The sequence below is a fragment of the Streptomyces sp. NPDC085524 genome (genome assembly GCF_044541755.1).
Classification (GTDB): domain Bacteria; phylum Actinomycetota; class Actinomycetes; order Streptomycetales; family Streptomycetaceae; genus Streptomyces.
This window is the reverse complement of the sequence record NZ_JBITTH010000042.1, coordinates 18,274-41,554: the sequence shown is the minus strand read 5'-3', so window position 1 is coordinate 41,554 and position 23,281 is coordinate 18,274. Positions and strand designations below refer to the sequence as shown.

At 72.3% G+C, this 23,281-nt stretch carries 18 protein-coding genes and 1 riboswitch; of the genes, 4 read left to right on the top strand and 14 right to left on the bottom strand.

Annotated elements, in window-relative coordinates:
- Positions 1-210 precede the first annotated feature (210 nt).
- The gene (locus tag ACIGFK_RS39745; RefSeq protein ID WP_400055785.1) at positions 211-1,041 is read right to left on the bottom strand and encodes a hypothetical protein; all 831 of its coding nucleotides are present in this window, start codon (positions 1,039-1,041) and stop codon (positions 211-213) included.
- A 124-nt stretch (positions 1,042-1,165) separates the two neighbouring features.
- Between ACIGFK_RS39745 and ACIGFK_RS39740 the strand changes: the two genes are divergently transcribed.
- A complete protein-coding gene (locus tag ACIGFK_RS39740; protein ID WP_376660101.1) occupies positions 1,166-1,600 on the top strand; it encodes a VOC family protein in 435 nt (144 codons plus the stop codon).
- A gap of 16 nt (positions 1,601-1,616) precedes the next feature.
- On the opposite strand, the gene ACIGFK_RS39735 is transcribed toward ACIGFK_RS39740, so the two are convergent.
- The 5 genes from ACIGFK_RS39735 to ACIGFK_RS39715 all read right to left on the bottom strand — a co-directional run bounded on the left by ACIGFK_RS39735 (position 1,617) and on the right by ACIGFK_RS39715 (position 8,577).
- Complete coding sequence (locus ACIGFK_RS39735) at positions 1,617-3,224, bottom strand: alpha/beta fold hydrolase (RefSeq protein ID WP_400055783.1); 1,608 nt, start codon at positions 3,222-3,224, stop codon at positions 1,617-1,619.
- 12 nt (positions 3,225-3,236) lie between these two features.
- On the bottom strand, positions 3,237-4,787 hold the full coding sequence (locus tag ACIGFK_RS39730) for an alpha/beta fold hydrolase (RefSeq protein WP_400055781.1): 1,551 nt from the start codon (positions 4,785-4,787) through the stop codon (positions 3,237-3,239).
- A gap of 167 nt (positions 4,788-4,954) precedes the next feature.
- The gene (locus ACIGFK_RS39725; RefSeq protein WP_400055780.1) at positions 4,955-6,370 is read right to left on the bottom strand and encodes an amidase; all 1,416 of its coding nucleotides are present in this window, start codon (positions 6,368-6,370) and stop codon (positions 4,955-4,957) included.
- 168 nt (positions 6,371-6,538) lie between these two features.
- The gene (locus ACIGFK_RS39720) at positions 6,539-7,045 is read right to left on the bottom strand and encodes a DUF4436 family protein (protein WP_400055778.1); all 507 of its coding nucleotides are present in this window, start codon (positions 7,043-7,045) and stop codon (positions 6,539-6,541) included.
- A gap of 275 nt (positions 7,046-7,320) precedes the next feature.
- The gene (locus ACIGFK_RS39715; RefSeq protein WP_376660096.1) at positions 7,321-8,577 is read right to left on the bottom strand and encodes a PucR family transcriptional regulator; all 1,257 of its coding nucleotides are present in this window, start codon (positions 8,575-8,577) and stop codon (positions 7,321-7,323) included.
- A 256-nt stretch (positions 8,578-8,833) separates the two neighbouring features.
- Here ACIGFK_RS39715 and ACIGFK_RS39710 point away from each other — a divergent pair, with 256 nt between their 5' ends.
- Positions 8,834-10,153: a lipase family protein gene (locus tag ACIGFK_RS39710; RefSeq protein ID WP_400055794.1), complete on the top strand. Its 1,320-nt coding sequence runs from the start codon at positions 8,834-8,836 to the stop codon at positions 10,151-10,153.
- A gap of 72 nt (positions 10,154-10,225) precedes the next feature.
- Here the strand turns inward: ACIGFK_RS39710 and ACIGFK_RS39705 are convergent, their stop codons facing one another.
- From ACIGFK_RS39705 to ACIGFK_RS39690, 4 genes are all read right to left on the bottom strand, one after another.
- Positions 10,226-12,544 carry an ADP-ribosyltransferase domain-containing protein gene (locus ACIGFK_RS39705; protein ID WP_376660095.1) on the bottom strand — a complete coding sequence of 773 codons (2,319 nt, stop codon included), beginning with the start codon at positions 12,542-12,544 and terminating at the stop codon, positions 10,226-10,228.
- 105 nt (positions 12,545-12,649) lie between these two features.
- Positions 12,650-13,105, bottom strand: coding sequence for a hypothetical protein (locus ACIGFK_RS39700; RefSeq protein WP_386470687.1), 456 nt, complete (start codon positions 13,103-13,105; stop codon positions 12,650-12,652).
- Complete coding sequence (locus tag ACIGFK_RS39695; RefSeq protein ID WP_376660093.1) at positions 13,092-13,544, bottom strand: Ohr family peroxiredoxin; 453 nt, start codon at positions 13,542-13,544, stop codon at positions 13,092-13,094. Before ACIGFK_RS39695 ends, ACIGFK_RS39700 begins: the two co-directional genes overlap by 14 nt.
- Before the next feature lie 75 nt (positions 13,545-13,619).
- A riboswitch (guanidine-III (ykkC-III) riboswitch) is annotated at positions 13,620-13,684 on the bottom strand.
- Between the two features lie 54 nt (positions 13,685-13,738).
- Complete coding sequence (locus tag ACIGFK_RS39690; RefSeq protein WP_376660092.1) at positions 13,739-14,761, bottom strand: AraC family transcriptional regulator ligand-binding domain-containing protein; 1,023 nt, start codon at positions 14,759-14,761, stop codon at positions 13,739-13,741.
- Between the two features lie 285 nt (positions 14,762-15,046).
- Between ACIGFK_RS39690 and ACIGFK_RS39685 the strand changes: the two genes are divergently transcribed.
- Positions 15,047-15,811, top strand: coding sequence for a type 1 glutamine amidotransferase domain-containing protein (locus ACIGFK_RS39685; protein ID WP_376660091.1), 765 nt, complete (start codon positions 15,047-15,049; stop codon positions 15,809-15,811).
- A 22-nt stretch (positions 15,812-15,833) separates the two neighbouring features.
- Complete coding sequence (locus ACIGFK_RS39680; protein ID WP_400055774.1) at positions 15,834-17,924, top strand: hypothetical protein; 2,091 nt, start codon at positions 15,834-15,836, stop codon at positions 17,922-17,924.
- Positions 17,925-18,090: 166 nt separating this feature from the next.
- Here ACIGFK_RS39680 and ACIGFK_RS39675 read toward each other — a convergent pair whose 3' ends face one another.
- From ACIGFK_RS39675 to ACIGFK_RS39660, 4 genes are all read right to left on the bottom strand, one after another.
- Positions 18,091-19,137 (bottom strand): cytochrome d ubiquinol oxidase subunit II, encoded by a 1,047-nt coding sequence (locus tag ACIGFK_RS39675; RefSeq protein WP_400055772.1) that lies wholly within the window; start codon positions 19,135-19,137, stop codon positions 18,091-18,093.
- Positions 19,137-20,585, bottom strand: a complete 1,449-nt coding sequence (locus ACIGFK_RS39670; protein ID WP_400055770.1) for a cytochrome ubiquinol oxidase subunit I — start codon at positions 20,583-20,585, stop codon at positions 19,137-19,139. Before ACIGFK_RS39670 ends, ACIGFK_RS39675 begins: the two co-directional genes overlap by 1 nt.
- A gap of 77 nt (positions 20,586-20,662) precedes the next feature.
- The gene (locus ACIGFK_RS39665; RefSeq protein WP_376661766.1) at positions 20,663-21,469 is read right to left on the bottom strand and encodes an SDR family oxidoreductase; all 807 of its coding nucleotides are present in this window, start codon (positions 21,467-21,469) and stop codon (positions 20,663-20,665) included.
- 211 nt (positions 21,470-21,680) lie between these two features.
- On the bottom strand, positions 21,681-23,261 hold the full coding sequence (locus ACIGFK_RS39660) for a GMC oxidoreductase (protein WP_400055768.1): 1,581 nt from the start codon (positions 23,259-23,261) through the stop codon (positions 21,681-21,683).
- Between the last annotated feature and the right edge of the window lie 20 nt (positions 23,262-23,281).

Here is a 23,281-nt window from a genome sequence, read left to right as displayed (position 1 = left end):
TGAGATGGTCAGCCTAAAGGATTAACGGACAGCGGGCGGCTTGACGTCCGTTTATTCGCGGCAATTGAACTGTTGTGATCTGTTCGAATCCCCTTGGTTTCGGATGTGTCTGATTTGATCGGAGGCGGTGATCACCGAGCGCGGTATGAACCGCATCAGCCTGCCCACGCCCAGCGCGCCCCGTGGGCTTACGGCGTACGGCGGAGTCCGTCAGCCGGCGTATGCGCGCGCGGTGAGCCGCTGCTCGGCCCGGGGGCCGATGACCAGGGCGAAGCCGTGGTTGGCGGCGATGGCCCGGGTGTGGTCGGCGGAGAGGGAGCCGTGCCGTTCGAGGGTCAGGGCGGGCAGGGCCGAACGGTCGTGGCCGGTGGCGCGGTGGAAGGAGAGCACCGTGGTCGACATCGGCTCGTGATGGGGGTGCCGGCGGCGCGCGGCGGCCTCGTCGTCGTGGATGAGGGTGGTGACCCCGGGCTCGTGGCCGAACTCCGCGATCAGGCCCGAGGCCTGCCAGTGGGCGGGTTCGTGGGCCGCTCCGGTCCGGTGACGGGAGCGGCTGACCGAGGTGACGGACAGAAAGTCCGAGTCCGTCGCCTCGAGCGCCGCGGCGAGGAAGGCGTTGGAGGGGCAGCGGTAGCCGGGCCCGATGAGCTGCACGGTCGGGATTCCGTCCTGGACCGCCGTCAGGTGTGCGGGGACGTGCTGGGCGGCGGGGCCCCGGAACCCGAACGGGCCGAGGGCGAAAAGCTCTTCGACCAGGTCCCCGATCTGCCGCCGCCGGAACTCCGCCGGCAGCCGGCACCAGTCGAACAGGGACGGCACGTGCGCGCCGACGGTGGTGACGCTGCCGACCTGGCCCGCGGGGCGGCCCTTCATCAGGTTCACGCGCTCGACGGCGCCGCGGTCGGGGCGTGCCGTGAGGGCGTAGAAATTGCCGAACCCGTGCGCCACCGCGTGACCCCGGGCCAGGGCCTCCGCGGTGTGCGTCACGTCCTCGGCGTTCCCGAGGAACAACTGCCCGGCGGCCTTGGCTCGTCCAGTCATCTCCGGCCCCTCCGCGTGATCGTTTGGGACGTCCAACGATTCGTGTGTCCGACGGTCACCTGTCCCGCCGGGCAAGCCGGAAAATGCGCGGGCCCGGAGGTACACCCCGCCCTACGATGGGCGGATGTCGACGATCAAGAAGTTCCAGGTCACCTTCGACTGCGCGGAACCCGAGCGCGTCGCCCGTTTCTGGTGCGAGGTGCTGGGGTACGTCGTACCGCCGCCCCCGGAGGGGTTCGACACCTGGGACGACCACCACCGGTCCCTGCCGCCCGAGCGCCAGGGCGCGGGGTTCGTCTGCATGGACCCGACGGGTGTGGGGCCGCGCATGTACTTCCAGCGCGTTCCCGAGGGCAAGGCCGTCAAGAACCGGGTGCACCTCGACGTGCGGGTCGGCACCGGTCTGGTGGGGGAGGAGCGCGTCGCCGTGCTCGAGGCCGAGTGCGCCCGGCTGGTCGCACTCGGCGGCGTGCGCGTGAGGCTGCTGCGTGCCGACGGCTTCGACGAGTCCTGCCTCGTGATGCAGGACGTCGAGGGCAACGAGTTCTGTCTCGACTGAGCCCGCCGGCACGGCCTCAAGGACTCGGGCTTCCGGGGGCGATCTCGAACTCGGGCGGCTTCAGGCCGCTCAGGCACGCGGTGTCCGGGGCGGACGGGTCGTCGAAGAAGGAGACGGTGATCTCCTGCGCGCACTTCGACGTCGCGAACACCACGTGGGGTTCGTAGGGAACCGTCACCACGGTGGCGTTGCCCAGCGTGCGGGCGACGTAGGGGCCGTTGTCCGCGCCGGTCTGGGAGTCGAACCCGCCCGAGATGGCGAGCGTCGGGATGTCGCTGCGGGTGACGTCCCGGACCGAGCGAGCCGCCGCGGGCACCTTCCAGGCGTCACAGTCCTCGTGGAGGAAGTTGAGCTGCGGCGACTGGGCCTGTACCGAGCGGGGGTAGGACGGGAAGGCCGCCTGCCCGCCCCGGACCGCCGCGCCCCGGTCCTCGTACGGAGTCCACTGGCTGCAGAAGACGCCGTAGACCAGCCCGTGGGCCACGCGTCCCATGGCGGCGGGGCTGAGCTTGCCACCCGCGTACTGCTCGGCGATCCGCTGCGGCTTGCCGTGGGCGAGCTCGTCGATTTCCGCGGGCACCAGGGGCGCCACGTGCGTGGCGGAGGTCATCCAGTTCACCAGCGCTCCGCCGTCCAGGACCACCTTCACCGGCTTCGGCTGACCGGGGACGGTGACCGTGGTCGTGATCGGCTTGGCCTCCAGCTCGCGTACGAGGCGGTCGAAGGTGGCCGACAGGTTCGGATAGCGGCGGTTGCACGCGGGCTGCTCGGCGCAGGCCTTGAACAGGCCGTCGAAGCCCTGTCTGGCACTGCTCCAGGTCGCGGCCGAACCCGACCTGGACGGCGGCAGGATGCCGTCGATGCCGACCGACCGGAGTCCTTCCGGGTGCAGGCGCATGTAGTTGAGCGCCAGGTGGGTGCCGTAGGAGATGCCGTACACGTTCCAGTTCTTGACGCCCAGCGCCTTCCTCAGGTCGGCGTAGTCGGCGGCGCTCTCGATGTCGTTGTAGGCGCTGAGGTCGATCCCGCGGGCCGCCAGCTTGTCGCGGCAGGCCTTCGTGGCCGCGACGTGCAGCCGTCCGGTGGAGGGTGCGTCGTAGACGAGGCCGACCGCACGGGCGTTGAACTCGTCGATGTTGGGGCAGAGGACGTTCGGCTCGGCCGAGTACGTGCCCCTCTGGGACATGAGGATCAGGTCCCGGTCGCGGTTCAGGCCGCCGTCGACGGCCATCTTCGCCTCCCCGACCGCGTCGTCGCCGGGTCCGCCGGCCAGCCACACGATCGGGTCGGGTTCGGGTTCGGCAGCCCGTGCCGGCACGATCGCCACGCCCAGCTTGATGGTCCGGCCGTTCGGCTTCGCGCGGTTCTCGGGCACCGTGAGCGTCCCGCAGCGGGCCCCCTTGAGCTCGGGGACCGGCTCCGCCGTCTTCGGGCAGGCGCCCGGCTCGTAGGTCGCGTCGCCCGCCTTCCCGGCGGTCGTACCGATCGGCGTTCCGCCGTCGTCCTCCGCCTGGGCGGGCGCGGCGAGCAGGCCGGTGATGAGGAGTCCGGCCGCCGCACCGGCCGCGGTCGCGCGGATCCGTCGTGCGGTGCGCCGGTGGCGGGGCATGGGGTGGGAAGCCATCTGTCCTCCCGGTCACTTCGGGGTGATCGTGAACGGTGCGGGCTCGAGACCGGCCACGCAACTCGTGTCGGGCGCGGTCGGATCGGCCAGGAACGAGGCCAGAACGCTCTGCGCGCACGGTGACTGCGGGACGACCCAGTGCCCGATCCCGGGGATCAGCACGGAGGTGGAGTGGGACAGGGTGCGGGAGGCGTCCTTCGCGTAACTCGCCCCGGTCTTCATGTCGAACGTCCCGGAGACGACGAGCGCCGGCACCGGACTGACGGTGGCGATCCGGTGCTCGGCCGCACGGTCCGCGACCTTCCAGACCCCGCACACGTCGTACTGGAAAGGCAGTTGCGGCGTCTGTGCCAGGACCGTCGCGGGCCAAGTGGGGAAGGACGCGCGCCCCGCCTCCAGCACGTCGGACTCCGTGGTGCCCGGTACCCACTCGCTGCACGCCACCGACTGCGTCAGGCCGTGCGCGGTCATGCCGATGGGCTGGACGGAGTCCTTGGCGCGGCCCTGCGCGAAGCGCTCCGGGTTGCCCCGGCTCAGCTCTTCCAGTGCCGCGGGGAGGTCGGCCGGCTTGACGTTGAAGCCGACCGTCATGTTCAGCAGGGTGCCTCCGTCGAGGACGACCTTCACCGGCTTCCCGCCTCCGGGCGGAGTCGCGTTCAGGGTCAGGGGCTTCGCCTCGAGCCTGCGCACCTGCTCGTTCAGGGTCTTGCGGAGGTCCGGGTAGCGGCTCTTGCAGGCGGGCTCGGCCGCGCACGCGTCGAAGGTGTTGTCGATCCCTTCCTTGGCGCTGCTCCAGCCCCACGGCAGGATCGTGACCTGCGGTGGGCTGAGCGAGTCGAGTGCCACCGAGCGGATGCCCTCGGGGTGCAGGCGCAGGTAGGTGAGGCCGAGGTTGGTGCCGTACGAATACCCGTAGACGTTCCACTGCTTGATGCCGAGAGCCGTGCGCAGGTCGGCGAAGTCCGCTGCGTTCTCGGTGCTGTTGTAGGCGCTCAGGTCGGTCCCGTCGGCCGTCAGGCGGTCCCGGCACTCCTGGAACGCCTTGAGCATCAGCTGCTTCGCCGCCGCCGAGTCCCAACCGAAGCCGACGGCCTTCTCGTTGAACCGGTCGACCTCCGGGCAGGCCAGGTTCGGCCGGTCGTACAGGTTTCCGCGCTGGGCCATGACGATCAGCTCGCGGTCCTTGTTCAGGCCGGAGCCGATCAGGAAGGGGATGTCGTCGAAGGTGTCGGCGCCGGGGCCGCCCGCCATGAACACCACCGGGTCGGGGGCGGGCTTCGCCGAGACGGGCTTGATGACCGCCACGGCCAGCTCGATGGTCCTCCCGCCGGGGCGGGAGCGGTTCTCGGGGACCTCCAGGACCCCGCACCGTGCCGTGCTCAGCGCTTCGATCGGCTCGGGCGTCCTGGGACAGGCGCCCGGCACGAACCGCGGCGGAGCCGCCGGGCTGGGCCCGGCGGCATCGGCGGACGGTGAGGCGGCACTGCTCGGGAGCGGGCCGAACGCCGCCAGGCAGGCCAGAGCGGCCGCCGCTGCCGCCGCGTTGACTCGGTGCAGTGTCATGGGAGTCCGTTCCTGTGCCGGCGTCCTGCGGCTGCCCAGTGGGGCCACGCCGCAGCGGTGTGGGCGGAACGCGCGCATTTCGACGGTACCGGCAGGTACAGGAGCGCGCACTCCGGGCAGCCGCAGAGTGGATGTAGGACGCAATCACATGGCGGACGGCAGGGGCGTCAGAGGTCCTGGATGCGCCGGAACGGGCGGTCGGCCTCCAGCTCGAACGCGATCTCCAGCAGCTTGCGCTCACTGCCGGGGCGGCCGGAGAACATGACGCCGATGGGCAGGCCCTCCTCGGTCGAGCTCGCAGTGGGCAGCGACACCGACGGCGTGCCGACGACGTTGTCGACCGGGGTGAACGCCACGTACCCGACGATCCGCTCGATCAGCGTGGCGTAGGGGACGGTCGGGCTGAGGTGGCCGATCCGCGGCGTGGTGTGGGCGAGCACGGGCGACATCACGAGGTCGAGCCCGCGGAACGATGCCGCGTACGCCTCCTTCGTGCGCTTCAGCCGCCGCACGACGCCCGGGGTCCGCCGCCAGTTCCTGAGGTAGTCCTCGCGGAGCCCGAGGCTGAGGCTGTCCATGCGGCGCCGGTCGAAGTCCTCACCGAGGCTCCGGCCGGTGACGCCGAGGAGGAAGGACAGCATCCCCCAGTACGTGCGGAAGTCGTCGGCGAAGACCGGGTCGATGCGCAGCTCCACCGGCTCCACGGTGTGGCCGAGGCGTCCGAGCGTCGCCGCGGTCTTCTCGACCGCTTCCCGGGTGGCGGTGTCGGTGCGCACGCCGTGCACCGAGTCGATGAGGAACCCGATGCGCAGCCGCCGGGACGAGGGGCCTTCGACCAGCCCCACGGGCGGGAGCTTGCGGCTGGGCCGGTACGTCTCGGCGGCGGCGAGGAACGCGGCGGCGTCGCGTACGGAACGGCTCACGATCCCGTCGGAGACGATGTCGAGCGGCAGTTGGCGGCTCAGGGCGCTCGGCACGACCCGGCCGCGGCTCGGCTTGAGGCCGACGAGCCCGCAGCAGGCGGAGGGTATCCGGATCGAGCCGCCGCCGTCGTTGGCGTGCGCGATGGGCACCGCACCGGCGGCGACGAGGGCCGCACTGCCGCCCGACGAACCACCGGCCGAGCAGTCCGTGTGCCACGGGTTGCGCACCGGTTCGGCACCCACGTACTCGGTGGTCGGACTGAAGCCGAACTCGGGCAGCCGGGTCTTGCCCAGCACCGTGACGCCGGTGCTGAGGAACTGCCGCGCGAACGGCGCGTGCTGCCGGGCCGCGCGGGGGCGGAAAGCTGCACTGCCGTGGCCCGTGGGCAGCCCCTCGTAGTCGGTGTTGTCCTTGACGAAGGTCGGCACGCCGGCGAACGCGCCGCCCGTCGAGGCGGCGGGCACGGGGTTTTCGACGTACGTCTGGACCGCGCCCAGCCGCGCCTCGACCGCACGCACCCGGTCCTGCGCGGCCCGGACGGCCTCGGCGGCGGACACCTCGCCCCGCCGGATCGCCGCCGCGAGACCGACGGCGTCGTGCTCTCCCAGGGCGTCGTCCCGGAAGGCGTGCACCGTGGTCAGTTCGTCGAAAGTCGTCACCGCTGCTCAGCCCCCGGCCGTGTGGATGGTCGCCTGCCATCATTCCCTACCGTCGGGTAACCCGCGAGCGGTTCCGGCGGATGCCGACCGTCTTTTCGAGTCCCGGTCAGGAGTTCGGGATGCCGTCGGTGCGGATGGCGCTGCGGACGCCCGTGAGTACCGTGACGGTCAGGCAGAGGGCTCCGACCGGAACACCTCCAGCGCCACGACGGCGCCCCGCCGGGAGGGCACGGGTGTCGCGTCCGTCGCGAAGAGGGTGTCGTTGTTGGAGAACAGCATCCGCACCGGCACTTCCCTGCCGCCCACCAGCGCCCCGAACCCGACGTCGGTCTCATAGGTGTCGAACGGGTAGTCGCTGATCGACCCACCCGTCATCGCGATCTGTACGTCCTTGGTCGCGAGCCGCTCGTGCGCCTTGTAGGCCAGGTCGCCGAGGGTGGCCTCGGTCGTCTGGAGGGTGAGGTCGGACACCGGGGCGATGCCCCCCTCCTCACCGAGGGTCCCGCGCGGGATGACGCGGACCCGCAGGACCAGCTCCCTGGCGGCCGCGTCGACGCGCTGGACGGTGGCCTCGACGTCCACCTGGTCGGCGGCCCGGGACCCGACGGTGTGGACCGTGTCGTTTGTCTGCCGCTCGGAGAACTGCAGCCACGACCACAGGCCGACCGCCGCCACGATCAGGGCCGCGATGGGAAGCAGGACGGGCAGGAGCGAGGTCCGGAAGCGCCGTGGGCGGGCGGGGTCCGTGGGTGGGCCATGGTGACTCCGGCGGGGTGCGAAGGACGACGGGCCCGTCCGGCCCGGAGCCGGCCGCAGTGCGATCCTCGTCGACCGGGCCGGCGATCCGCCGCATCCGGCGGGCGTGTCGGCCCGGTGTGCCGGCCGTGGCGCGTCCGCCGCGGTCTGTCGGCCCGGGTGTGCCACGGCCCGGGTGCGCCGCCCCGCGCGGGTCAGCCGGAGTCGGGCTCTCCCCGCCGTACGGCGTCGTGGGCGGCCAGCGCGGCGTGCAGGGTCAGCAGGTCGGCGCCCCGGGCCGCGTCCAGTCCGGTCAGCTCCGTCGCCCTGCGCAGGCGGTAGTCCACCGTGTTGGGGTGGACCTGGAGCCGGGCGGCGGCCCGGCGCCGGTCGAGGCCGCAGGCGAGGAAGGTGCGCAGGGTCTCGAGCAGCTCCGGGCGCGCGGACAGGGGGCCGAGCAGCGCGGCGAGCCCGTCCCTGGCCGGGCTCGGGCGGCTCAGCTGGTACTCCAGCAGCACGTCGTCGAGCAGGTACAGTCCGGGACCCCGCCCGGACGCCTCCACGACCCTGCGCACCTCGCCGGCCATCCGCGCGGCGTCCGCGACGCCGTCCGGTGCGGCCGCGGCCGCGGCCACCGTCAGCTCGGCGCCGCACATCCGGCCGAGCTGCTCGACCAGCCGGGTGAGCCGCTCCCGGTCCGTGGCGGCGAACTCCGCGGCCGGCTTCCCGTACGGGATCAGCACCAGCCCGCCGTCGCCGGACAGCACGGACAGCGGGACGCCCGGTGTCTGGCGCTGCAGTTCGTTGCGCAGCCGCCGGAGTTTGCGGCGGGCGGCGACGGAGTGGTTGACGCCGGGCCGCAGTTCGTCCGGGTGCGGTCCCATGGCGATGCCGAGGACGAGGTACGAGGGAGGCAGCCGGATCCCGGCGCGGGCGGCCGCCGCCTGCGGGTTGCCGCCCTCCAGCAGCCGGGACAGCAGGGCCTGCCGTGCGACCTGCTCGTCGCCGAGCGCCGCCTGCCGCTCCTGTACGTAGCCTGCCGCGACCGCGCAGCTCACCAGCCGCAGGTAGCCGAGGAGCCGCCGCTGGACCAGCAGCACGTCCGCCAGGTCGCCCGGCTCGGCCGTCGCGAGGACCTGCGCCGCGCACTCCTCCGCGCCGAAGTGGTAGGCGCCGACGACGGCTTCCAGCGGTACGCCCTCGTCGGCGCGCCGGGCCGAGGACTCGCTGATCCGCGCCAGCTCGGCCTCCTCGGGCAGTTCGCCGCCGCGCAGCACCTGGATGAAGGCCCGGATCCCGCGGTCCACTTCCTTGGTGATCTCGCCGCGGAGCTGTTCCGAGGGCAGCGCTCCGTAGGCGGGCAGCTGCTCGACCAGCCGGGCCGTCACCGCGGGCGCGAGGGCCGGCGCGGCGGCGAGGAGCCGCTTGTGGACCGGGACTCCGCCGAACTGGGGCTCGTCATCGCCTTCCACGGGTTTGGATCCGGTCACAATTCACCTCGCGATTCTCTGTAGTACAACCCGGAGACACATCCCCGGATCGCCCGCATTCTGGTTTCCGGGACGTTACTTACCAGTTGGTAACACGTTCTCCCGGTGGATCGCCAGCCGCGTTCGTCCCCCGACCGCAACCTCCACCGGATCCCCACGCCCCCACCCGCAGCGGAGGACCGCCGTGCTTGCGCCCAGAAACGCTGTCCGTCTCCTGGCCACCGCCGTCGTCGTCGCGATGGCCGTGACCGCCGCTCCGGCAGCCACGGCCGCCGAGCTCACCACGCCGAACGCCGCCATGTCGAGCACCACCGCGTCGAGCGCCACCGCGAGCGACCCGTTCTACACGTACACCGGCAGCGAGCCCCTGTCCTCGCTCGCGCCGGGCACCGTGCTGAAGACGCGGACCCTCCAGTACCACCTCGTGGGCCTCCCCACCCCGGTGAAGGCGATCCAGCTGCTCTACCGCACGACCGACGCCCAGGGCCGGCCGTCCGCCAACGTGACCACCGTGGTGCGCAGTCTGAGCGGCGACGGCGGCAAGGCGGTGTCCTACCAGTCGTTCTACGACTCGCTCAACCCGGAGGACGGCCCCTCCCGGGCCATCGCCGGCGGCCTCACCCTGGGCGGCGCCATCGCCAACGCCGAGGCCCTCTTCCTGGCACCGCTGCTGCTCCAGGGCTACAACCTCGTCATCCCGGACACCGAGGGACAGACCTCGAACTTCGCGGCCGGCCCGGAGTACGCGACCAACACGCTGGACTCGATCCGCGCCGCCACCAGGTCCGCGGAGACCGGAATGAACCAGGACACCCGGTTCGGGCTCATGGGGTATTCGGGCGGCGCCATCGCCACCAACTGGGCCGCCGCGCTCGCGCCTTCCTACGCGCCCGAGGTCAACGACAAGCTCGTGGGCTTCGCCGAGGGCGGCCTCCTCGTGGACCCGGCGCACAACCTCAAGTACGTGGACGGCTCCCTCGTGTGGACGGGTGTCATCCCCATGGCGCTCATCGGGGTCTCCCGGTCGTACGGCATCGACCTCAAGCCCTACCTGAACAGCTACGGGCTGGAGGTCTACCAGAAGCTGGAGCGCGGGTCGATCGTCGACGCGCTGGGCCGCTACCCCGGGCTGACCTGGAAGAAGATGGCGAAGCCGCAGTACGCCGACCCCAATTCGGTGCCCGCCTTCGTCGACGCGGTGAACCGGATCAACCTCGGTTCGGCGCCCACCCCGGCCGTCCCGGGGTTCATCGCCCAGGGCAACGGGGGTGTCTTCGAGGGCACCTTCGGCAACCGCCCGGGCATCGGCACCGGTGACGGGGTCATGGTCGCCGGAGACGTCCGGGCGCTCGCCCGCCAGTACTGCTCGACCGGCAACGGATCGATCGAGTACAAGCAGTTCGACCTGCTCAGCCACGTCGGCGTGCCCGTCGTCTGGGCGCCCCTCGCGATGAGCTGGATGGACGACCGGTTTGCGGGCAGGAACGCCCCGTCCGACTGCGGCCGCATCCCCGCGGGCAACTCCCTGGCGCCGGAGAAGCCGGTGCCGGCGTCCTGACGCCCCTGACGCCGCGCGCACCCCGTGGGCCCCGCTGCATACGATTCCGCGGCGGGGCCCCGAGCGCAGGGGTCAGGACACCATGGCGGATTCGGCCACTTCGGTCAGCCTGACCGTGCACAGCCCGCCGCGCTCGCTCTTCACGTCCGTCACCTTGAGCTGCGTGCCCGGCGCCAGGATGTACTCCTCCTCGCCGGTGAAGGCGGAGAAGTTCCTGATCCCGACCGCCTGGGCCGGCGTCACCTCGAAGAGCGTCCGCTTGCCGCGGCTGCCCAGGAAGGACCGGGCCACCTTCAGCTCGGAGGTGCAGGAGGAGACGCCCCACCAGGTCACCGTCCGGCCCACCGGGTACTGCGCCCGCAGGTCCAGCGACACACCGCGCCACAGCGGCTGCGTGTGGGCGGGCAGCCCCGAGACCGCCGAGAACAGCAGCCGCAGGTACGGCAGGTAGGGAGTGACCCTGGTCCGGTCCGGCGAGCGCAGGACGGCGTTGATCTCCCGGTAGAAGGCGGACTCGCAGGTGTAGAGGTAGAGCGCGGCTATCGCGTCGGCGGACAGGCCGGTGGCCGTCTCGTCCGCCCTCCGCTTGCCGAAGTCCCGCGACCGGTCGACGTGTCCGGTGATGCCGGACAGCGTCGCGGCGACCGGCGCGACGGCCTCCTGGAAGTCCATCAGCGGGGTGTCGAACACACCGGTGATCGCGGGGAGGACCAGGCCCTCGTCCTTGACGCTGGTGAGGCGCTCCAGGTACAGCTGGTGCAGGTTCATGGTCGACTCGATGAAGGCGCCCATGCGGGCCGCGACACCCCCGTCCCCGCCGCCCGCCCCGGCCGCGCCCTCGTTCCACCCCTTGCTGGGCAGCCAGTCGACGCCGTCGGCGCCCAGCGAGGCGAGGGCCTCGTTCACCAGGGCGAAGTGGTCGCCCTCGCAGAAGATGTCGCCCTGCGCCGCCGGGTTCGCGTGGTCGATGTGGCGGACCTCGACGTCCGGGTACTTCTCCTGGAGCCGCAGGACGACCTTCTTCAGGCTGCGGGCGTGCGCACCCCACCAGGCGAACACGACCCCTCGGTCCTCCTCGTCGGCCTCCTGCTTGGCCTTGAGGATCTCCTCGACGATCCGTTCGGCGACGGGCCGCCAGAACGCCGTGTGCTGGTCGGCGCCCATCGCGCCGTCCCCGCTGGCGGTGAGCGAGGCGTTCAGCAGGAGCACGCCCTGGGTGAGCATCGCCTGGAACCACTCGGGCGGCTGGACCGTCTCCCGCTCCTTCAACAGCGCGCGGACGTCGGCGATGGGCGTCTTCTTGGCGATGCCGTACTTCCACATCGCCGCAGCCTTGATGATGCAGCGGATGCTGACGACCCTGCCGAACTGGCTGTCCTTCCAGTCGTTGAAGGTGTTGTCGAACATGGCGATGCCGGTCGCGCTCTCCGGGCGCGGGTACGGGTTCTGGCCGAAGACGACGACCTTCCACTTGTGCGGCGGGTTGGGCTTGAGCGCCTGGAAGGTCAGCTCGCGGACCGGGACGACCTCGGGGCTGCGGCCCTTCCCGATGAACCGGGCGGCATCCGGCTGCGCCTCGATGACGGGCTTCAGCAGCGGGATCCACGGCTCACCGCCCCCGTCGAAGAGCTCCGCCAGGGCCAGGGGGTCGTCCGCGGAGGGCTGCTCCGCCGCCGGAGCCGCAGCCGGCGCGTCCGCTGCGGCAGCGCCAGCGGCGGCGGCAGGGGCGGCGGCCGTCGGCGGCACGATGCGCACCCGCTGCTCGACCGGGGCGCTCTCGATGCCGTCCAGCTGCGCGGTGATCGTGGCGCGCAGCTCGTCGTCGTCCTCGAACCAGTGGTCGTGGAAGAGGGTGTAGCCGGTCCACATCAGGTTCGCGCACACCCGGGCCGGGACCCGGCCGGTCTGCGCACCCATGCCGACCAGCGCCACGGAGCGGATGCTGCCCGGCTCCTTCCGGTTCTGCCGGTGGACGGCCTGGAACGCGGCGGCGCACGCCAGGGCCACGTTCAGCGTGGCACTCACGTTCTGCGAGGAGCGCACCATGGTCGGCGTCGATATCAGGTAGCGGGGGACGGTCGCCCCCGACGGGACGCAGACCGCGCTGCCCACCGGGAGGGTGCCGGCGAACCGGTCGCGGATCGCCCGCTGCACCCGCAGCTGGATGCCGGATCCGAGGTACCGCTTGATGACGGCGTCGACCCCGCCGTCCATCCGGCCCCGGGAGTTCGTCGGGGTGACCCAGGCGTCGACGTCCTCGTCCAGGATCGAGCCCCGGCGGATCTCGATGCCGGGGGTGTCCGCGAACGCCGCCCGCCACGCCTCCACCACACGCTCGTTGACGTCTGTCAGCACAACCCTGAGCGCGGGCTGAACACTGCTCTCGGTCATCGTCCACTCCTGTCGGAATACGGCCCTTGCAACACCTCCAACGTAGTGGCCACCACTGACAACGCCGCTGCGGGAAAGGGACGGTGACCTGCCGTCATGCCCGGTTCAAAGCCGCCAGTACGTGCCCTCGCGGAAATCGACGTGCACCACGTGGCGGCCGACGCGCACCACGTGGTGGTCCCGGCCGGACCAGGAGCCGGCGGCACCGTCCACGCCCGGCAGCGGGGTCCAGATCTCCAGGAAGGTGCTGCCGTCCGGGTTGGTGCCGCGCTCGACGAGGTCCGCCCCCTCCCACCGGAAGGTGCCCGCGTCCTCGCCGGGCTCGCCGGTGAGGTGGTGGAAGTGCACCGCGGAGCCGTCGAAGGTGGTCGTACCCGCGAAGCCCCGGCTGTCGGCGTAGTACGGACCGGCCTGCAGCCACACCACCTCGCGGTCCTCCACCAGGGGCCCGCCGTTGCGGCTGATGCCGCGGCGCAGCCAGGCGCCGTGCTCCGGCACGGGGACGCCGGGGCCGTCCGGGACGAGGTCCGCGGGTCCGGGCCCGGACTCAGGCCCGGTCATCTGCGGCGGGTCCGTCCACGGCCAGGAGTGTCAGCGGTACGTTGCCGCGTACGGCCTGCGAGTACGGGCAGACCGCGTCCGCCCGGTGCAGCAGGGGCTGGAGGTCCGCGGCCCGCCACCCCGGCAGGCTCACGGTGAGGGCCACCGCGAGGCCGTAGCCCGCGGGCGTGTCCGTGGTGCCGAGCTGCACTTCACAGGCCACGTGGGCGGCGGAGGCGTCCGCCCCGAACTCGGCGGCGACCTCCGCGAGCGCGGACGTGAAGCAGGCGGCGAAACCGGCCGCGAACAGCTGCTCGGGATTGGTGGTGCCGGGCACCTTCTTGCGCGGCGGGGCGAGGCGGACGTCCAGGCGCCCGTCGTCCGTGCGGACGGATCCGGTGCGGCCCCCGGCGGCGTGCGCGGTCGTCCGGTACAGGCTGCGGGTGAGTGGCACGGTCATGGCGTACGGCCCATCTTGCTCGACGAGGACGCTGCCCGGGTGCGGACAGCGGTCGGCGCCGCTCGGGCGGCACCTCGCGCGTCGTCGTGCGTAACCGGGTACGGCGCATCTCGTCCGGGGCCCGCATCATCAGGCCGCCGGACAAGTTAGCAACGGAGCCGGCCGCCCGGGGAGCCGCCGGGCGGTGACCTTCCTCACCCGCTGCCGGCCTCCCCGGGATCCGGCGCCCCGCTCCGGGACCCGAGGCTGCGGTACGCCCCGGGAGGCATGCCCTCCCACCGGGTGAAGGCGCGGACCAGGGCCGTCGCACCGCTCAGGCCGACGAGCGGGGCGATCCGGTCCAGCGGCAGGGCCGTGGTCTCCAGCAGCCGCCTGGCCCGGCCGTGCCGGGCGGTGTCGAGGAGCGCCCGCCACGAGGTGCCCTCCGCCTGCAGTGCCCTGCGCAGCGTCCGGATGCTGAGGTTCAGCTCCTTGGCGGGGCCCTCCGGGCCCGCGTCCCCGAGCGCCGCCTGCTCCAGCCACTGCCGGACCCGCTCGGCCACGGCAGGGGGCTCGGACAGCCGGTGCAGGAGCCGGTCGGCATACGCCTGGTGCAGGGCGTTGAGCGCCGGATCGTGGAGCGGGCGGCGCCGGTCGAGGTCCTCGTTGGCGACCGTGATCGCGTTCTCCGGGGCGTCGAAGACGACCGGGCAGCCGAGGACGCGGGCGTACGGCTCGGCCGACCCCGCACGCGGGTGCGCGAACGACACGGACAGGGGCGCCCAGCCGTCACCGGCGATCCAGCGCCCCGCCCGCACCATGCTGCTGACGACGGCCTCCACCTGCTGGGGGTGCATGTCCGCCGGGTCGACGGTCGGCCGGTAGCAGACCCGGCCGACGTCCCTGCGGCGGTCCACGGTCACCCGGCCCGCCTGGCTCACCAGGGGGTGGTAGCGCTCGGCCGCCAGCGCGGCGTCCGCGAGGCTGGCGCTCGTGAGGACGAGGTGGCCCAGGATGTGCAGGCCCGTGGGCCGGATGCGGTCGCCCACGAGGAGCCCGGTGTGCGGGCCGGCGTCCCGGGCGCCGAGGACCTCGTCCCACACGACGCGCATCTCCGAGAACGTCAGCCGGTCCGCGGGCAGGGACCGGAAACCGGACCCGCCCGTGCCGTCCGCCGCGGCGCTCAGCACGGCGAGGGCGTAGCACGAGGTGACGGAGGGCGGCTCGGTGGTGGACACGGCCGCCAGTCAATGCGGGCGCACCGGCCGCGTCAACACCGTCTCCCGCCGACGCGGCCTGCCGTCGGCGGGAGACGGCGGGCGGAGCGGCCGGCGGGCCTGCGGGCGGGGCGCCGCGGCGAACGGGTCCGGGGAGTCAACGGGTTGGCCGCCGGGGTGAATGACGGAGCCGCGGGGCGCTCCTAAGGTCGCCTTCGGACACCGAGGGGATCCGGGCCCGCGGAGCGCCGGGGCGGCGTACGGCCCTTGCCGCGGCCCCGGTCCGCACCGCTCAGAGGAGTACGCGTGATTCTCTTCCTGCTGCCCGCAGGCGACTACGACCCGACCGAGGCGGCGGTGCCCTGGGCGGCACTGCGGGACGCGGGCTTCGAGGTGCGGTTCGCCACCCCCGCGGGGCAGGCCGCGTACGCCGACCCCAGGCTCACGGACCTCGGCTTCTCCTGGCTGTCGCCCTGGCTGATGACCCGCCGCGCCGAACTCGCCGCCTACCGGCGCCTCACCGAGGACCCCTGGTTCCGCGCCCCCTCCTCGTACGCGGACGTCGATCCGGACGGCGTCACGGGCCTGTTCGTACCCGGCGGCCACGCCGCGGGCATGCGGACCCTCCTCGAGGACGCCACCGCCCAGCGGCTGTTCGCCCGGTTCTTCACCCAGGGGCTGCCGGTGGGCGCCGTCTGCCACGGCGTGCTGCTCGCCGCCCGGGCCGAGGATCCCGCCACCGGGCGCTCGGTCCTGCACGGCCGGCGGACCACGGCCCTGACCTCCCTGCTGGAGCTGACCGGGTGGAACCTCACCCGGCTCTGGCTGGGGCGCTACTACCGCACGTACCGCACCACCGTGCAGCAGGAAGTCACTGCGGCCCTCGCCGATCCCGGGCACTTCCTGGCCGGCCCGCCGCTGCCCGTCCGCGACACCGCCGCCCGGCCCGGACGCGGCTTCACCGTCAAGGACGGCAACTACGTCTCCGCCCGGTGGCCCGGCGACTGCCACCGGCTGGCGGCGGACTACCTGGCCCTGGTCCGCGCCCACGAGGCGGCCAGATCGTCATGAACTCATCGTGAAAGGGTTCGGGATGAATCGACGAAGAGTCCTCGCACGACGCCGGTACCTGTTACTCGGCCTGGTCCTCGCGATGGTCACGCTGGTGCTCGGCCCTGCCGCCGGCGGCGCGTCGGCGGGCCCGCAGTGGTGGGAGCCCGTGGCGCGCCCGGCCCCGGACTCCCAAGTGGGCGTCACAGGCGAGCCGTTCACCGGGACCGACGCCCAGGGCCGGGTCCGGGGCTGGGTCGACGCGCACGTCCACCTGATGTCGAACGAAGGCTTCGGAGGACGGCTGGTCTGCGGAAGGACCTTCTCCCCGGCAGGGGTGGCGGACGCCCTCAAGGACTGCCCCGAGCACTACCCGAACGGCGTCCTCGCCCTCTTCGACATGATCACCAAGGGCGGTGACGGCCGGCACGACCCCAACGGCTGGCCCACGTTCCGCGACTGGCCGGCCCACGACTCCTCCACCCACCAGCAGACCTACTACGCCTGGGTCGAGCGGGCCTGGCGGGGCGGCCAGCGGGTCCTGGTGAACGACATGGTCACCAACGGGGTCATCTGCTCGCTGTACTTCTTCAAGGACCGCGGCTGCGACGAGATGACCGCGATCAGGCTCCAGATCCAGAAGACGTACGAACTCCAGGACTACGTCGACGCCATGTACGGCGGCCCCGGCAAGGGCTGGTTCCGGGTCGTCACCGAGCCCGACCAGGCCCGCAAGGTCGTCCAGGCGGGCAAACTCGCCGTCGTCCTCGGGGTGGAGACCTCCGAACCCTTCGGCTGCAAACAGGTGCTGGACGGCGCCCGCTGCACCATGGCCGACATCGACCGGGGCCTGGACGAACTGCACCGGCTCGGCGTGCGCAGCATGTTCCTGTGCCACAAGTTCGACAACGCCCTGTGCGGCGTCCGGTTCGACACGGGCACCACGGGCATGGCGGTCAACGTCGGCCAGTTCCTGTCGACCGGCACCTTCTGGAGCACCGAGCCCTGCGCCGGCCCCGAGCACGACAACCCGATCGGCTTCGGGCTCGCCGCCGGACTGTCCGCCGAGGAGCCGGGCACCTCCCGGGCCGAGGCGGAGGCCAGGATCCGCTCCGCGCTGCCCGAAGGGGTCGAACTGCCCCGGTACGGCGCCTCCTTGCAGGCGGCGCAGTGCAACCGGCGGGGCCTGACCGCACTGGGCGAGTACGCGGTGCTGGGCATGACGAAACGCAACATGATGCTCGAGCTCGACCACATGAGCGTCAAGGCGGCGAACCAGGCGCTGCGCGTGCTCGAAGCCGAGCAGTACTCCGGCGTCCTGTCCACGCACGGCTGGACGGACGACAACTGGACCGAGCGGGTCTACCGCCTGGGCGGCCTCATCACCGGCCACATGTACGAGGCGACCGCGTTCACCGCCGAGGCGCGCCGGCACGCGGACCTGCGGGCCGAGTACGGAGCCGGGTACGGGATCGGCACCGACATGAACGGCTTCGCCTGGCTCCCCGGCCCCCGGGCCGCGGCCGGGAACCCCGTCCACTACCCCTTCCGCAGCCCCGACGGCGGCTCGGTCCTCGACCGGCAGGTCACCGGCTCCCGCGTCTGGGACGTCAACACCGACGGAGGCGGCACCCACTACGGCCTCGTACCGGACTGGATCGAGGACATCCGGGTCACCGGCGGACAGGACGTGGTGGACGAACTCATGCGGGGCGCCGAGGGCTATCTGCGCACCTGGGAGCGCAGCAGCGGCCACACCACCCCCTACGCGCCACTGGTGCGCGGCTACCGCCCCCACGCCGGGCACCTCGCCTCTTCGCGCCCCCTGCCCGCCGGGTTCACCCACGAAGGGGTCTGGAAGGTGCTCCGGGACCCCGCGCCCGGCACGGTCCGGCTCTACGAGTGCAAGGTGGCCGAGCACTCGCTGCTGACCCCCGACCCGGGGTGCGAGGGCCAGCAGCCCCTCGGAGCGGTCGGATACGTGTACACCAAGCCGGTGCCGGGCTCCGTGCCCCTCTACCGGTGCTACATCCCGTCCGTGTTCGACCACTTCGTCAGCGGCAGGGCCGACTGCGAAGGGCCCTACACGAGGGAGGGCCTCCTCGGCTACGCGATGCCGGCGGCCGCGCCGTAGCCACCCGGTGCGAGGGGTGCCCCGGCACGTGCGGCCCGGGGCACCCCTCGCACCGGCCGGCCGGCCGGCCCGTCCGGAACGAACCGGTCACACCCGTGCTGATGCGCACGTACAAACGGGCCGGGGTCGCGGAGCCGATGCCCGCCGGCCCCGTGTGACCCCCCGCTCACGGCGACTCGTCGCCCGTCGCGGGGCCGGTGCGGCGCAGATCGGAATCGGTGAGGGGCTCCAGCTCGCCGTGGGTGTCCAGCCAGTACAGGAAGAAGACGGCCGGGGCGACGAGCAGCAGGGAGACCAGGCTGACCACCGTCAGCCAGACCAGGGTCTCGGAATCCCCCGCCGCCTCCGCCACGGACAGCGAGGTGGGGATGAGGTAGGGGCGCTGCGCGAACCCCCAGGCGAGGACGGCCGCGACGACGGTGCCGACGGCGCCGAAACGGGCCGGATGCGTCCGCAGCCGCACCACGAACAGCCCCGTCGCGGCGAAGCACACCAGGGAAACGACGGCCAGGGCGAGCCCCACGCCGTGGGTCAGCCCGTGCCAGACGTGGGGGGAGTCGCCCCGGGTCACCACGAGCACCCACACCGCCGCCAGGGCGGCCGCGACGAGGGCGGCGAGGGCGCGGAGCCTGAAGTAGCCGACCAGGTCGGGCGCGTCGAAGCGCGCGGCGTCGGCGGTCAGGAACACGGCGCCGAGGAGCGCGGTCGCGGCGACGGTGAGCAGCCCGAACGCGAGGGACGCGTGGTTGGCCCACGCGTCGGCCGAGGCCTCGACGCCCGGCGCGATCCGGCCGGTGGCGACGGCGCCGGCCGCCGCCCCGAGGAAGAACGGGGTGAGCAGGGAGGAGACGGCGAAGACGGTGCCGTAGAGCCGTCGCCGGGCCAGCCGCCGGGCGGGTTTGCGCAGGGCGAATCCGGCGCCGCGCAGGACCATGCCGAGGGCGGCGAGCGCCAGGGGGAGCCACAGTGCGGTGAACACGGTCTGGAACATCACGGGGAACCCGGTCCACATCAGGACCAGGACGAAGATCAGCCAGACGTTGTTGACCTCCCACACGGGCGCCATCGCGTGGTCGATCAGCCACCGCGGGCGCTTGCCGCGCTCGGGCCCGCCGGCCGTCAGGTCCCAGAAGCCGGCCCCGTAGTCGGTGCCGCCGCCACAGGCGTACGCGGCCACCGCGAGCAGCAGCACGAAGGCGACGAAGCCGGCCATCACCCGTCACCTCCCGCGGGCGGGCGCGGACCGTACGGGGTGACCGCCTCCGGCTCCTCCGCGGGAGGCCCGCCCGTCACCCGCCCGGCCGCCCGTCCGTCGGCCAGGCGCCACCCGTCGCGCATCTTCAGCAGGATCCCGAGGAACACCCCGAAGACGCACACGTACACGACGATCACCAGACCGAACATGATCCAGAGGGTGGTGGAGCGGGTAGAGGTCACGGCCTCCGCGACGCGCATGTTCTGGTAGACGATCCAGGGCTGGCGCCCCACCTCGGTGGTGATCCAGCCGCACTCGACGGCGATGACGGAGGCGACGCCGGCGCAGGCGGCTCCGCGGTAGAACCACTTGGAGGCGGGCAGCCGCCGGTGGCGCAGCCGGACGAAGCCGTAGCAGAGGGCGAGGAGCAGGAGCAGGCTCCCGATCCCGACCATGGTGTCGAAGGCCCAGTGCGCGATCGTGGCCTGAGTGGCGTTCGGCCGGTCGCCCGCCGGGACGGAGCTGAGCCCGGTCACCTGCGTGTCCGGTGTGAACCCGGCCAGGATGGAGTCGAGCTGGGGGATCCTGATGCCACCGGAGACGGTCCCGTCCGGATGGAGCCGGCCGTACAGGTACTCCGGTACGTGGGTGCCGGTGTCCCAGACGAGCTCCGTCGCCGCGAACTTCACGGGCTGCTTGTGGAACACCTGCCGGGCGATCGAGTCGCCCAGGACGAACTGCACCGGGGTGGCCGCCGCGGCGAGGGTGAAGGGGACCGCGAAGCCGAGCCGGTGGTAGTGGTCCCGGCGCCCGCGCAGCCACCCGACGGCGTACACGCCCGCCACGACGTAGCCCGCGGTCACCAGCATCGCCATCACGAAGTGCCAGTACTCGGGCCCGAACATCGGGGTGAAGACCGCCTTCCGGACGTCCACGTCGACCGGGTTGCCGGCGGAGTCGAGGGTGAACCCCTGGGGGGTGTTCATCCACGAGTTGGCGGCCAGGATGCCGAAGGCCCCCAGCAGCGCGGTGGCCGGCAGGGGCAGGCCGAGCAGGAAATGGGTGCGGGGCTTCAGCCTGCGCCAGCCGTACAGGTAGATGGCGATGAGCACCGCTTCGAGGAAGAACGCCCATGCCTCGACGCCGAAACCGATGCCGAAGACGTCACCCCACCGGCCCATCAGCCCCGGCCAGAGCAGGCCGAACTCGAACGACAGCACGGTGCCGGTGACCACGCCGATCGCGAACTGCACGGCCATCACGGCCGACCAGCGCCGGGCCAGCAGCAGGGCCGTGGGGTCGTTCCTGCGCAGGCCGCGGTAGTGCATGACCAGGGTGATGAGCGGCAGCGCCACGCCCATCGGCACCAGGATGATGTGAGAGGCGAGGGTGAACGCCATCAGCTCCCTGGCCGGGAGCAGCTGCGCGGGGCTGTCCGCCGCCAGCAGGTGGACCGTGGTGTGCATGCGTTCCTTTGCCGCTCGGGATCACGGGCCGGACGGGGTTCGGCGCCGGGCTCGGGTGCCGGGCCGGGCCGCCGGCCTCAGCCGCCGGTGGCGAAGCCGGGGAAGAGGGTCATCCCGCCGTCCACGTAGAGCGTGGCGCCGACGACGTAGTCCATGAGGTCGGAGGCGAGGCCCACCGCCGCGTGGGCGATGTCCTCGGGGTCGCCGATGCGGTCGTACGGGATCAGCTTGAGCAGGTCCTCCCGGGCCTCTTCGGTCTCCCACGCGCTCCGGTTGATCGGCGTCCGGATGGCGCCCGGGGCGATCGCGTTGACGCGGATCCGCTTGGGCGCGAGCTCCTGGGCCAGGGTCTCCATCAGCATCTGCACGCCGCCCTTGGAGGCGGCGTAGTTCACGTGCCCCGCCCAGGGGATGATCTGGTGCACGGAGCTCATGCAGATGATCTTCCCGGCCGCGTGGGACACCTCCGGGACCACGCCGCGCCGCAGGAACTCCTTCGTCGCCTCCCGCGCGCACAGGAACTGGCCCGTGAGATTGACGTCGATCACCTTCTGCCACTGGGCGAGCGTCATCTCCTCGAAGGGGGCGTCGCGCTGCAGTCCGGCGTTGGCGACCAGGATGTCGATCGTGCCGAACTCCTGGACCATCCGGTCCATCATGGCGACGACCTGGTCCTCCTGCGACACGTCCGCCTCGTACGCGGCGGCGCGCACGCCGAACGACCTGATCTCCTCGGCCACCTTCTCGGCTTCCTCCGCACCGGCCACGTAGTTCACCACCACGTCGGCGCCGGCCCGGCCCAGGCCGATGGCCGTGGCCTTCCCGATCCCGCTGTTGGCGCCGGTGACCAAGGCCCTCTGACCCTTGAGCAGGTGGGCGGGGATCACTCCCCGCGGTCCTTTCCGGTGGGAACTCAACGTAGACCGCCTCCTCGAATGCCCGGCGCGGGCCGCCGGACCGCGGCCCGGCAGCGTCCGAACGCCACCCAAGCACCCCCTCCGCGGACCGGCGTCCCGTGCGGGGCGGTCTTGGGCCACGCGGCCGAGCACCGCCCCCCGGTCGGAGGAAACAGGGGGGCGGGTGACGGGGCCGGGGTCAGCCGAGCCGTTCCAGCAGGTGGTCGCCCACCCGCAGGGCGTTCGCGATCGCCGTGAGCGACGGATTGACCGCGCCGATGCTCGGGAAGAAGCTCGTGTCGACCACGTACAGGTTGTCGAGATCGTGCGCCTTGCAGTTCACGTCCAGGGCGGAGGTGGCCGGGTCGTCGCCGAACCGCACGGTGCCGGCCTGGTGCGCCGTCGCGCCGATCGGCATGCCCTTGTGGAGGTAGATGCTGCGCGTCAGGAGACGGTGCTCGTGCATCCCCAGATGGCTGAGGATCCCCTGGAGCTTGTGCCGCAGGCGGGTCAGCCCCGCGATGTTGTTCTTCTCGTCGAGCACGAGACGGATGGTGCCGTCGCCGTCGACGGTGACCCGGTTGTCGGGCAGGGGGAGGTCCTCGCCGCACAGCCAGAAGTCGACCGCGTGGTGGGCCATGACCTCGAAGGGCATGTCGGGGGTCACGGCACCCGCCCAGCGGGGCGCCTCGCCGTGGATCTGGTCGGCGTCCGACTTGCCGAGCATCTGGATGCCGCCCAGCGGGTAGTCCCAGTCGTCGGCGCCGAGGTACCAGTCGTGCAGGGCCAGGGTCTTCTGGAACCTGGTGTCGTTCGGCTCCCTCGAAATCGCCATCAGCGCAAGGTTGTTGTGGCGCATGTAGTACCGGCCGACCACGCCCGAGCTGTTCGCCAGCCCCTGGGGGTGGCGGTCGCCGGCCGAAGCCAGGAGGAGCACCGCCGAATTGACGGCTCCACAGGCCACGACCACGATGTCCGCGGTGTACGAGGCCTCCGCACCGTCCTCGCCGCGGGTCACGACGCTGCTGACGCTGCGTCCGGCCGGGTCCGTCTCCAGCCGGACCACCCGCGCGTTGGTGACCATCTCGACGTTCGGGTGCCGCAGGGCCGGCTCCACGCAGATCACCTGGGCGTCCGACTTGCCGCGCACCAGGCAGGGGAAGCCGTCCACCCGGTCGCAGCGGATGCAGACGCTGGAGCTGGTCGCCCGCCCGTGCTCGTCCTGCACCAGATCGACCCCGATGGGCAGGTGGAAGGGGTGCAGCCCGCGCTTCTCCAGGTCGTCGCTCAACTGCTGGATCCGCGGCTCGTGTTCGACCGGCGGACGGGCGTACTGGGCACTGCACGGCCCCTCCCACGGGTCCTCCCCGTGGCGGCCGTGGACCAGGTAGAGGTGCTCGGCCTGCGTGTAGTACGGCTCGAGGTCCTCGTACCGGATCGGCCAGGCCGGGGACACGCCGTCGTGGTGGCGCAGCTCCCCGAAGTCCTCGGGCCGCAGCCGGAAGAGGGCCGCGCCGTAGAACTTCGTGTTGCCCCCGACGTAGTAGTTGACCTCGGGCGGGAACCGGTCGCCGTGCTTGTCCAGCCAGAACTCCGGGGCACGGTACTTGCCCTTCACGAACACGGCGGTGGAGTCCCAGTTGTCCCGCTCGCGGGGGAGGTAGTCACCGCGTTCGAGGATGAGCACCCGTTTCCCGGACGGGGCGAGCCGGTGGGCGAGCGTACCGCCGCCGGCGCCCGAACCGATGATGACGACGTCGTAGTGCGGGGAGTCGCCCACGGCGACCACCGTCCTTGCGC